The sequence below is a fragment of the Psychromonas sp. genome (assembly GCF_041586535.1).
In the GTDB taxonomy this organism is placed as follows: Bacteria; Pseudomonadota; Gammaproteobacteria; order Enterobacterales; family Psychromonadaceae; genus Psychromonas.
In genome coordinates, this window is the sequence record NZ_JBFGZY010000033.1 from 16,126 (window position 1) to 28,550 (window position 12,425).

General features: G+C 46.3%; 8 protein-coding genes. 1 reads left to right on the top strand and 7 read right to left on the bottom strand.

Annotated elements, in window-relative coordinates; all coding sequences use genetic code 11:
- Positions 1-184: 184 nt before the first annotated feature.
- Both ABZA00_RS05580 and ABZA00_RS05585 read right to left on the bottom strand, forming a co-directional pair.
- Positions 185-3,235 carry an EAL domain-containing protein gene (locus tag ABZA00_RS05580; RefSeq protein ID WP_372881156.1) on the bottom strand — a complete coding sequence of 1,017 codons (3,051 nt, stop codon included), beginning with the start codon at positions 3,233-3,235 and terminating at the stop codon, positions 185-187.
- On the bottom strand, positions 3,236-4,369 hold the full coding sequence (locus tag ABZA00_RS05585; RefSeq protein WP_372881157.1) for a substrate-binding domain-containing protein: 1,134 nt from the start codon (positions 4,367-4,369) through the stop codon (positions 3,236-3,238). It lies immediately after the preceding gene.
- Positions 4,370-4,681: 312 nt separating this feature from the next.
- On the opposite strand from ABZA00_RS05585, the gene ABZA00_RS05590 reads away from it, so the two are divergent.
- A complete protein-coding gene (locus ABZA00_RS05590; RefSeq protein WP_372881158.1) occupies positions 4,682-5,959 on the top strand; it encodes a GGDEF domain-containing protein in 1,278 nt (425 codons plus the stop codon).
- Positions 5,960-6,190: 231 nt separating this feature from the next.
- Here ABZA00_RS05590 and ABZA00_RS05595 read toward each other — a convergent pair whose 3' ends face one another.
- From ABZA00_RS05595 to ABZA00_RS05615, 5 genes are all read right to left on the bottom strand, one after another.
- Positions 6,191-7,468: a CinA family nicotinamide mononucleotide deamidase-related protein gene (locus ABZA00_RS05595; RefSeq protein WP_372881159.1), complete on the bottom strand. Its 1,278-nt coding sequence runs from the start codon at positions 7,466-7,468 to the stop codon at positions 6,191-6,193.
- A gap of 389 nt (positions 7,469-7,857) precedes the next feature.
- Positions 7,858-8,961 carry an ABC transporter ATP-binding protein gene (locus tag ABZA00_RS05600; protein WP_372881160.1) on the bottom strand — a complete coding sequence of 368 codons (1,104 nt, stop codon included), beginning with the start codon at positions 8,959-8,961 and terminating at the stop codon, positions 7,858-7,860.
- Positions 8,962-8,971: 10 nt separating this feature from the next.
- Positions 8,972-9,817 carry a carbohydrate ABC transporter permease gene (locus ABZA00_RS05605; RefSeq protein ID WP_372881161.1) on the bottom strand — a complete coding sequence of 282 codons (846 nt, stop codon included), beginning with the start codon at positions 9,815-9,817 and terminating at the stop codon, positions 8,972-8,974.
- A complete protein-coding gene (locus ABZA00_RS05610) occupies positions 9,807-10,703 on the bottom strand; it encodes a carbohydrate ABC transporter permease (protein WP_372881162.1) in 897 nt (298 codons plus the stop codon). Before ABZA00_RS05610 ends, ABZA00_RS05605 begins: the two co-directional genes overlap by 11 nt.
- Before the next feature lie 86 nt (positions 10,704-10,789).
- Positions 10,790-12,040 (bottom strand): ABC transporter substrate-binding protein, encoded by a 1,251-nt coding sequence (locus tag ABZA00_RS05615; protein ID WP_372881163.1) that lies wholly within the window; start codon positions 12,038-12,040, stop codon positions 10,790-10,792.
- Positions 12,041-12,425 lie beyond the last annotated feature (385 nt).

Consider the following 12,425-nt stretch of genomic DNA (forward strand, 5'->3'; position numbering starts at 1 on the left):
TATAACGTGCAGGGTGCATTTATGCACCGAAATCACAAGTAATAAAGGTAACAATAGGTGGTGCGCAAGCCCCCCCTGCGTTGCTGGTCTTCTATTGTCTGCTGCGTAAATTTACAGCGCCTTTCATGCATCATCAATACTCAGCCATGCTCAAAGTGTTATTTTGAGGATGGCCGAGTATAAGCTAACCCACCGCCCGGTCAGCATCGCTGTTTTCTGACGCCTGAGCAGCGGCGAGCTTTTTTAACTGCTCTACACTGTCAGGTCTGCCCAGTAAATAGCCTTGCAGTTCATCACAGCCTTGTTCGCGCAGGAACTGTTGCTGCTCTTTGGTTTCCACGCCCTCCGCGACAACCCGTAAGTTCAGATTGCGTGACATACTGATGATAGCGCGTACCAGATTTTCATCATCGCCATCGCCGGGGACATCCAGTATAAAAGAACGATCTATTTTGAGGGTGTCTATCGGTAGCTTTTTCAGATACATCAAAGAGCAGTAGCCGGTACCGAAGTCATCAACAGCAAATTTAATACCCATTGCCCGAATCTCCTGCAGTACCGGGAGAATCTGATTGATATTTTCCATCACATGGGTTTCAGTGATTTCCAGTTCCAGAAGATGAGGCGATAAAGCGGAATTCTCCAGCGCTGTTGTAATATCCTGAATCAGGCTGGGCGAAGAGAGCTGACGTGGAGACAGGTTCACCGATACCGGTATTGGATAACCTTCTGCATTCCACCGCGCCGCATCGCTACAGGCTTGCTGTAACACAAAACGGCCGATTTCGATTATCAGGCTGGAGCCCTCCGCCACCGGGATGAATTCTCCCGGAGAGATTAAACCGTGCTCTGGATGACGCCAGCGCAGCAGAGCCTCGGCACTGAGCATCTGCTTGCCTTCTATATCAAAACGTGGCTGGTATTGCATAAACAGTTCATTGTTATCCAGCGTCTTATGTAACTCCTCTTCGAGATAATGACGTCTTTGCTGTTCGCTGTTAATTGCCACATCGAAAAATTGAATCACATCACGGCCCCTTGCTTTTGCCTGATACATCGCCTGATCGGCATGCCGTGTCAGGGTGTCAGCATCCTCACCATCTTTGCCGATCAGGGAAACCCCGATACTGACTGTACTGAAGCATTGCAGCGTATTGAGCTGATAAGGTTTACTCAGGGTACTGAGGATACGCTCAGCTATCTGTCTAACCTGATTGAGGTTGCGTATCTCACGCAGAATAACAGTAAATTCATCACCGCCAAGACGGGCGACAGTGTCCTTAGCCTGTATGCAGGTACGCAGGCGATCGGCAACCTGCTGCAGCATTTGATCGCCCACAGCATGGCCATAGGTATCATTAATATTCTTAAAATGATCCAGATCGATCGACATCAGCGCAGTGATAAGCAGTGAATCACTGCGCATTGCTTCATCTAATTTCTGTTTAAAGAAGCTGCGGTTTGGTAACCCTGTCAGGCTGTCATAAGAGGCTAACCGTTCAAGCCGTTGTTCGGCAAACTTTAGTTCAGTGATATCATTAAACAGCAGTACATAACGTTTCTGAGCATCTTCACTGGACAGACGGGTCGCAGAAACCAGTACGGGTAGTGTCCTGCCGTCAAGACCGCGTAACGTCGCTTCACCCTGCCAGCGCATGGCATGCTGCAATTTCTGCATAATCTCCGGCTGTTCCACCATAAATGAATATATCGCGAGAGAAGCATCACCGGCGCCGTAACCTATCATTTCACTGAAGGCTTTATTGACCGACACTACATTCAGTTTATCATCGAGCACAATAATTGATTCTGCTGTTTCTGCAAACACCTGCTGGGCCAGACGCAGTTGATCTTCGGCCTCTTTGATATTCGTTATATCGGTTGCAATCGCGCCTATCGAAGCGAGTTCGCCGTGATCATCCATAATGGGAAATTTATTCACCAGGAAGGAGCGGTGCGCATTATTGTTTTCAATTTTCATCTCGTATTGAACAGGGTGATGGCTAATCTGCACTTGTTTATCTTCTGCAAACATCAGTGGCATGATTTTCTCGCTTAATCCCCTTTCTTTATTAGCATCGATCACCTCTGCCAAAGGTTGATTGATTAGCTGAAAGTTGTTTTTTAAATCTTTGATAAAAATCAGATTCGTTGAATTATCGACAATGCAGGAAAGGTGTTTGTCACGATCACGGATGCGCTGCAGCATTTTCTCGACGGCGTTACCCACCCGGATAAATTCAGCGAAACGACCTCCGTTAAAAGTTGTTGGCGAGCCGCTTTGCGGTACCTGTTCAGCATATCGGGTGATCTGCTGTAATGCATTACTGATCAGGTAGTGAAGTAAAACAATGGTCGCGATAGCGAGCAGTACCACCAGCCCGGCGGCGAAATAAATATTGATGAAGTAGGCATTTTTAATGAGCAGCTGCTTGTCGTTGGACAGCAGTGAATGAACCTTGTATTGATCGCTGTTGCCGATCTGCAAATAGTGGGTTCTTAAGGTACTCTTTTCCATCATGATCGGCGATTTATCAGTACTAAACGGTGCGTTGTGCAGAGTCTGCAGTTGTCCCGGCTGACTTTCCAATGCATCGAGCAGAATATTATCGCTGCTTAAGGAGATAGCCTGGGACCCGAATAGCTCATGCAGCTGATTGATAATCCAAAAATTATTATTAAGCAGTACAAAAGTATGCAGTTTGCCGATCACCTCGCCGGATTGCGGTGCAAGTAAGGGTAGGGATAATCGCAGCAGACTGTACAGTTTTTCCTGCTCCTGCCATGTTATGCTGGTCCATATTCCGAAGGGGCTATACCCTTTGCTGATCTGCTCCAGGGGTAATTGCACACCAAGCACAGAGACATTGCTGGAAATGATGCTTGAACCGTCCTTGCTTTCGACAATCAGGGCATCGATATATTTGCCGCTGCCGCTCGCCAGCAAACTGCCCAGTAGCGAATTAATATTTTTCACATTTTCTGTGGTTAAACCCTGCTGCAGTTGCTCGCTATCAGTCAGTCCCTGACTGATCTGTTTAATATTATTAAACTGCGCATCCATCAAAGCATCGAGGGCATGCTGATCGCGCTGATAAGCCAACTCAACCTGATGCTCAAGCACTTGTTCTGCGCCCCTATGGACGGGTATCAGTAAGATAGCGGAGGAGATTATCAGTAAACCCAGTACCAGAGAGAGGATAACCCTTGAGAAACGTAATTTTTTTGTCTTCATTTAGTTGCTCTCCGCCGGTAATCCGCTCAGTCTGAACGCATGTTTTTTCAGGCGATTGATTTCAGCAAGTGACAGCTTTTTGTCCAGCAGTTTAATCTCACCGGCAAAAATATGCGGAACATGATCTGTTTGCATGTACTGGTCCAGTTTGATCGCTTCGGCCATGGCGATACCGTTGTCATCGTTGCTGCGCATTACCGTAATATCCAGTTCCTGCTGCTGCAGGGCCTGCAGCTCGGCTTCGCCGCCCCCCCAGCCATTGATCAGGATATCAAGACGATCAGTTTCACGTAATGCCTGCAGGGCGCCGAGGGCGATGTCCGTAGAGCAGGCATAAATCATTTTCAGATCCGGGTGCTGCTGTAAAGTCTGCAGCGTCGCCTGATAGGCTTTCTCTATATTATTGTCTGTATAATAAGCGCTAACCTGAGTGATGCCCGGGTATTTAGCAGCCTCTTCGGCAAAGGTGTCTCCGCGCATCCTGCTTACGTACCCCTGCGAGTGATACAACAGCAAATATTTCCCGCGATGATTGATTTGTTCAAGCATTGACTGAGCCAGCTGCTTGGTCCCCTGGACATGATCAAAGCCGGCATACATAAAGGGACGGCCTGTCTGCCACTGTTTCAGCGGGGTGGTAATATTCTGCAGGATAATTTTCGGCCTGCCTTGCGAGAGCATTCGGTCAATCATTCTGCTATGCGGGGCGATGTCCAGAGTAAAAATCAGATAATCGGGCTGCCATTGCAGGGCGTCAGCCAACTGCCGGCTCTGTAGCTCGGAATCAACTGCAGGGCGGGAGGCAAAGAAGTTTAATTCATAGGGGATGTGCAGAGCTGTCAGGCGCCTTTCAAAGGAAAGTAAACTCCTGCGCCAGTAATCCGCTGCCTGGATGCTGGGGTAGATCACAGCAATACGAACCGGCTCCTCCAGTAGCGTTGCCGTTGGCGCCGCTGCGGCTGTGACTATTTTCGCAAAATCAGCCATAACCGTTTTCTGTTCGGGATGCTGGCGGACATAACGGTCAATAGTAATATATTCTTCTGCAGCGAGTAATTTCTGGCTATACAGGCTTGTGCTTAAAACCAAAATCAGGATAGTCGGGATATCTCTCCATGAGGTACTCCGGAACATAGTAAAAAACTCCTTTTTATTACCACCCGGGTAGTATGAGTCAAGTGATTTAAATCACTGTAATGTAAAATACAAATGAATGATATCTGGGAGGCGGAAATAACGCAAGTGCTGTCTTGGGCGCATATTTCTGAGCGCCAGTTAAGGCGGCTCAGATCATAGTCATAAAGCTATTTTTCATTTCACTAATTATAGGTATTAACGCATTGAAGATTCATCGAATATAAATTGTTGCGGTTATTTTGAGCAAATATTTTAAGTAAATATGCTACTCTCCGGCAGCAACTATTATAGAGAGGATCAAAGCAACTTATGGATAATGGCAAGGTGGTTACGCCTTCGGCGGATCAAAATCAATTTAAAATTGAATTGAATAATGTCCCAATTCATTGGGAACTGAACAAAGGCAGCTTTACCTTTTTTGGTATCAAATCAGTTTTATTTTGGAAAGATCCTTCTCTGTTAAATATTATCGCCCCTTTGGCAAAAGAGCTCGGTGTTGATATGTTTCGTTTACTTGTTGCAGACTCTACCAGTGAAGGCACAAAAGAAGACTATCTTCTGATGGTGAATACCATGGGTAATACCTTTGAGGAGGGTTTTCTGGGCTGGGGCAGGGCTATATCAGCTGCCGGTTGGGGAACCTTTGAACTGCCGGAATGTAATTATCCGAGCAGGAAAGCCACCGTTATTGTGCGCAATGCCTGGGAAGTTGGTATGCAGAGTCAGTTGCCGGAAAATGAGCGCTGGGGCTGCCCTTTTTTACAGGGCAAAATAATCGGTTTATTTTCCCAAGCCTTCGCGGTGAATTGTTGGGCGGACGAATACTGTGATTATAATAATGGATATGTACAGTTTTCGATTTACCAGACGGGTAAAACCATACACGAGGAGTTACTGCAGTTACGCGAACTGCGTATGGAAGAGCGGGAGCGTGCACTTGTTGAGCAGGTTAGATTGCAAACCATTGATTTAGCAAAAGCGCATAACCGATTAGAAGCCTATTCCCATTCTCTTGAAAAAAAGGTAGAGGAGCGTACGCAGGAGCTGGAGTTATTATTAGAGATACTGCGAGAAGAAAAACAAAAGCTTAAAAAGATGGCGGCAATAGATCCTTTAACCGGGTTGCTTAATCGCCGCGCATTTTACGAAGAATACAAGTTATTGATTAAAAAAAGACAAGATGACAAAAAAACTGACAGCTTAATAATGCTCGACATCGATTCTTTTAAAAGTATAAACGATCGTTATGGACACGCTGGGGGTGATCACGTCTTAATTGAGTTTTCGACACTGTTAAAAGCTACATTTTATCCACATGATATTTACGCGCGATTCGGTGGAGAAGAGTTTATCGTTATCTGCACGGACTTGGATATAACAGCAAATCCCGCTCCCCTGCACAGGTTTCTAAAAATTATTGAAGAGCATCCGCTATATTTTGAAGGCCAGAGTTTCAATATCACCGCCAGTGCCGGCGCAACCCTGATTGAGCACCAGGATATAAACTTGGATAAAGCAATCAAAGCGGCTGACCTGTTACTCTATAAAGCGAAAAAAAATGGACGTAATCAAGCCATCATAGGCTGATATTCGGGGTACGGCCGTTTAATAAATTTATAGCGGTTTAGGGAAGTTCCGCGGACCCGTTGTTTTTACCTTAATGTTTGTGGATTGTGGTGTATAAATGCACCCTACATTTGTTTGTTGAAAATTGCTCCTGCAGAGAGCCCAATCGTAGGGTGTGCTCGCGCACCATTTTTTACCTTTAATGCCTGCGGTGCGCGGCCTTTAGGCTGTATCTTTTATCTGGTCGTTTGTTTATAAAAAATAATTCGGGGTATCGCTGTTGTTTATCAGCATTCTTCTGACTAAATCTAATGCTCGTGCCGTTACCATTTGTTGAAAATAGTGTCTGTTACCTTTAAGACAGAAATATTGACTGAACATTTGCTCTTTTGTTCCCCATGCAATCCATACCGAGCCGACGGGTTTATCCCTCGAACCGCCATCCGGTCCGGCAATGCCGGAAACGGCAATCACGATATCAGCATCCGCTTTATTTAATGCCCCCCGCGCCATGGCCAATACCGTTTCTGCACTGACTGCACCAAACCGCTCGAGAATAGTCGGATCAACATCCAGCATTTTCTGTTTCATAACGTTGGAATAGGTAACAAATCCGGCTTCAAAGACCGAAGATGCCCCTCCGATTCTGGTTATTTCGCTGGCAAGCAGTCCGCCCGTACACGACTCAGCCAGGGTTATTTTCAAATTCTGCTCTCGGCATAATTGCACTACATGCTCGGCCAGTGTTTTTTCCTGCTCGGTTATCTCTTCGATGAGATGGGCGCCTAAGAGATTTTTTAATTTATCTATCACCTTTGTTTTAAGAAAAAGGTGCTGCTTATTCTCTATGGTCAGTTTTAGTTCAAGTGTCGGCATGGCAGCCCGAAAACCCAGTTCAACCTCTGCCGGCCAGTCGGGAATCTCTTTTTCAATCAGGGTTTGCAGCGTTGATTCACCAAAACCAAATACCTGAAATCGGGTATTGTCCATTTCACCACTCAACTTCATTGTATCCTGCAGAAGTGGCAATATTTCCTGATCGATCATTAATTTAAGTTCATGGGGTACACCGGGAGTACAAATTATCAGGCAGCCGTTTAATATTAAAGAAAACCCGACCGCGCTGCCGGTACTATTATCAACAATATCACAACCTTTAGGCAGTAATGCCTGTTTAAGGTTTGACTGGCTCAACGTTATGGCACGCCTTTCACACCATTTTTGTAAATGTGTTAATGCTTCAGGGTGCTGCTCTATTGGTAAATTGGCAGCTAAAGCGAGTGCCTGCGCGGTTAAATCATCGCTGGTGGGCCCTAAACCGCCGTTGATAATCAGCAGGTCGGCGTTATGGCTGATATTTTCTATTTCTGTCACCAGCAGGTTTAAATCATCTGCTACGGTTACTTTTTTGTAGATTTTAATGCCCAATGCTTTAAGGCTTTTGGCGATCATTGCGGAATTGCTGTCGACAATATCACCGATCATTAATTCATTTCCGGTAAGAAGAAGTTGTACATTAGCTGTGGTCATAAAAAGATTCCTGACAAATAGAGTATGCCAGACTACTGCAAAGCGAGCATTTTTGTTAGTACTAAAGGCGAATAAGATATTTTATAACTGTCTGCAGCAATGTAGTGTTGAGGCGAAAACTTCTGTCTGCATGTTTTGTTGCTTTGTTGAAAGCATCGGTATATTTGCGGTGCATAAATGCAGCCTGCGATATACCAGTTAGTTTAATTGCTCACCAATGTAGGGTGTGCCTGCGCACCGTTTGTAATTATTTTTATTGTTCTCTATTTGAGGTGCATAAATGCACCCAACGATATACCGTTTTGCTTAATTTCTCATCAGCGTAGGGTGTGCCTGCGCACCGTGTCCCTTCCCGTCAGAATACTATGGAAATACCTGAGTAGGCGCATTCAATAAATTCTCTGCTGAGTATCGACATCAAAAAACACCGCCTTCGACATATCAATCAGCAGCGGCATTAATGTTTCTACCCTGCATTCGGCGGTCGGGTGTATACGGCAAACCGTTTTTACGCCATTGATACGGACGGTGATCAGGGTGTCCGGTCCGGTAGGTTCAATAATTTCCACAGCGCAATTGAGCGTGGCACTATCGGCTTTTTCTTCACCCTTCTGGGTGATTTGCTCCGGACGAATTCCCAGCACAACGCTTTTACCCGCATAGTTTTCCAGCCCGCTGATAGTTTGTTTAATCGGCATTTGATGCACTTTTCCGCCACTTTCCAGGGTTATCTGAATAACACCGTCTACCTTCTCAACCGGGCAGGGGATGAAATTCATCGAAGGGCTGCCCATAAAACCGGCGATAAACTGATTGCACGGGTTGTCGTAGATCTCCTGCGGCGGCCCGACTTGCTGTATTTCACCATCTTTCATCACCGCTATCACATCACCCAGGGTCATCGCTTCAATCTGATCATGGGTGACATAAACGATGGTCGTCCCGACACGCTGGTGCAGCTCTTTGATTTCACTGCGCATCTCGACACGTAACTTGGCATCCAGATTAGATAGCGGTTCGTCAAACAGGAAGATCGCAGGGTCACGCGCCAGAGCTCTTCCCATAGCCACACGCTGACGCTGTCCGCCCGACAGCTGCTTGGGTTTACGATCCAGTAACGACTCGATTTGCAGTAACTTTGAGACTTTATCGACAATCTTTTCCTGCTCATCTTTTGCTGTTTTGCGTATTTCCAAACCGAATGAAATATTTTCGCGCACGGTCATAGTCGGGTAGAGTGCATAGGACTGAAACACCATGGCAATATCACGGTCTTTAGGATCTAAATGGGTGACATCCCGATCGCCAATGGAAATGCTGCCCTTACTTACCGATTCCAAACCTGCAATCATATTCAGCAGGGTCGATTTACCGCAGCCTGATGGTCCGACTAAAATCAGAAACTGTCCCGGCTCGACTTGTAAATCAATGCCTTTCAGTACCTTTACCTTGCCATAGGTTTTTTCAACATTCTCTATTTTTAACGCCTGCATGATTTGCCCCTCAACCTTTAACTGCGCCTGCTGTGAGTCCCTTAACGAAATACTTGCCGGCTACCACATACACCAGCAGGGTAGGCAGTGCTGCAATAATTGCTGCCGCCATATCGACGTTATACTCTTTAACACCGGTACTGGTATTGACCAGATTATTCAGGGCAACGGTGATTGGCTGCGCATCACCGGAGGAGTAAACCACGCCAAACAAAAAATCATTCCAGATCTGAGTAAACTGCCAGATCACCGATACGACGATAATCGGCATCGATACCGGTATAATAATCCGGAAGAAAATCATCCAAAAACCTGCTCCGTCAATACGCGCCGCATTCACCAATTCGCTGGGAATGCTGACGTAATAGTTGCGGAAAAACAAAGTGGTAAAGGCCAGGCCATAAATGGTATGAACCATGATCAGCCCGGTGGTGGTGCCTGCCAGACCAAGAAAACCCAGGGTGCGCGCCATGGGTAACAGAATAACCTGGAAGGGGATCATCGTGCCGATCAGCAGCATGCCGAAAAACAGATTGCTGCCCCGGAAGGTCCATTTAGTCAGCACATACCCGTTTAATGCGCCAATCACGGTTGAAATCACCACGGCAGGGACAACAATCAGTACCGAGTTCCAGAAGTAACCCTTCAAACCTTCACAGCTTACCCCCGTACAGGCGGTTCCCCAGGCCTTTCCCCAGGCATCGAAGTTAACGGCTTGTGGCAGCGATAACAGAGTGCCTGCGCGGATCTCATCGAGGTCTTTCAGTGAGGTAATCAGCATCACAACCAGCGGCATTAAATAAACAAGAGCAGCAAAGGCCAGTAAGCTGTAGATCAAGACTCTGTTAATGCTCATTATTTTTCTCCCTTAGCTCCGAATACAGATAAGGCACAATAATGGCAACCACCGCCAGCAACATCATCATCGAAGCTGCGGAGCCAAGACCGATTTGTCCGCGTGTAAAAGAATAGGTATACATAAAGGTAGCCGGCACGTCCGTTGCAAACCCGGGGCCGCCGCCAGTCAATGCGACAATTAAATCAAAACTTTTAATGGCAATATGGGTGAGTACGATTAATGCGCTGAAAAATACCGGGCGCAGTCCGGGGATAATTATTTTTCGGTAGATAAGCGGCATGGAGGCCCCGTCAACCCGGGCGGCTTTGATAATATTATCATCCACACCGCGTAACCCCGCGAGACACAGCGCCATCACAAAACCGGAGGACTGCCAGACACCGGCAATCACCACGGTATAAATGGCCATATCGGTATTGACCAACCAGTCAAAGGTAAAAGATTCAAAGCCCAGTTCACGCACCAGACGCTGAATGCCCAATTCAGGATTAAGGATCCATTTCCAGGCCGTTCCGGTCACAATAAAAGAAAGTGCCATCGGGTATAAATAGATAGTGCGGATAGCACCTTCCGCACGAATCTTCTGATCCAGAAAAATAGCCAGAAATAACCCCAGCAGTAAACAGATGGCGATAAACAATCCACCGAAGATCATCAGGTTTTCCGCAGCTACCCACCAGCGATCATTGGCAAACAGTTTTTCATATTGCATAGTGCCTGCCCAATTATACTTCGGCAGCATCCGCGATGAGCTGAAAGACAACCAGGCATTGAGCAGCATAAAGCCGTAGATAAAAACCACTGCGGCAACAAAAGTCGGTGCCACGACCAGTTTGGGTAAAATGTCCCCCAGCCATTGACGGGGACTGCCGGATCTATTCATAACTGGATTATTTCTCTTTAATTGCGCAAAGGAAAACCGGAACTCAGCTAAAAAGCACTGAGATCCGCAAGGTTAAAAATCAGACCTTATTGAGCTGCTGCGACGGCTTTTACCAGCTTATCAGCAGCTGCTTCCGCCGTTATTGAATCTGAGTTGTAGAACTCAGTAACGGTATCGTAGATAGCACCTTGAGTAGAAGAGAAGGTTGACATACCGTGCGCCATACTGGGCACTAACGTATTTGCTTTTGCCGTGCTGACAAAGTCTTCTGCTGACAATTTTGCACAATCATCAAATTTATCCATTGGCAGATTCAAACGCGCAGGAATAGAGCCTTTGTTGAGATTAAATATCTCCTGGAAGGCCGGGCTCAGGATGGTACTGGCCAAGTCATTTTGCCCCACCTGCAGCGCTTTGTCATCCAGATCAAACATCACAAAACTGTCGATGTTAAAAGTGAAATCATCTGCGGTGCCCGGCGCCGCAACGCAGATATAGTCTTTGCCCGGTACTTTGCCCGCAGCAGTAAATTCACCTTTTGCCCAGTCACCCATAAACTGCATGCCGGCTTCGCCATTAATCACCATAGCGGTGGCCAGATTCCAGTCACGTCCCGGTGAACCCGGGTCAGTATAGGCTTTGATTTTATGGAAAATTTTCAACGCTTCAATCATGGTTGGGCTGTTCAGGGTTTGCGCATCTAAGGCGACAAAAGCTTTATTATAAAACTCAGCACCTGCCACACCTAATACAACTGATTCAAACATGGTTGCATCCTGCCAGGGCTGTCCGCCATGGGCAACAGCGGTCATGCCTGCCGCTTTGATTTTATCAGCAGCAACAAAGAACTCATCCCAGGTTGTCGGAACGGTTGCGCCTGCTTTTTTGAACACTTCCGGATTGGCCCACATCCAGTTTACACGGTGCACGTTAACCGGAACGGCAACGTATTTCCCCTGATATTTCATCACATCAGCCACAACACCCGGTAGCAGTGCATCCCAGCCTTCTGCCTTGGCGATGCCGTCAAGATTGGCCAATACCTCTTCGTCTCCCCATTCCTGAATGCTTGGACCTTTGATTTGCGCTGCAGCCGGTGGATTACCGGAAACAACCCGCGACTTAAGTACCGTCATGGCACTTTCACCGCCACCGCCCGCCACCGCAAAGTCTTTCCACTGATGTCCTTTCGCTTCCAACATTTTTTTCAGCTCAGCCACTGATTTAGCTTCACCACCTGAGGTCCACCAGTGCAGCACTTCCACCTCTGCAGCGTGGGCTGCCATGGAAAGGCCTAATGCCATTGAAATACCTAAAACTAGTTTTGAAATTCTCATACGATTTCCCCTTACCACAAAAGCCTGGCAGCCGTGAGCTGCTCAGGCTGAAACTTGTCGAGTAGCAGTTATTTGCGTAATCAATTGCTTTAAATGATTTTGTTAAATAAATGCTGTAGAAATCCATTTTTCAGAAAAGAGTCCGTTGATCATTACAATATAGACGATATACAGGAAGTTGAGAGATAAGGACGGGAATGAAGATATAATACCAAATCCGATAATTATCTATTCATTTATGCTTGTTAAAATGAATGCTAGCTAGTTCTCATCCAGAAACGTTAACATACTGAAATATATAAAAAAATAGGTAAAATAGCAGGAAAACTCCGGTAAGTTTACTATAATTAATAGTGCTAACCAATTGATTACATTAAAAAAACCG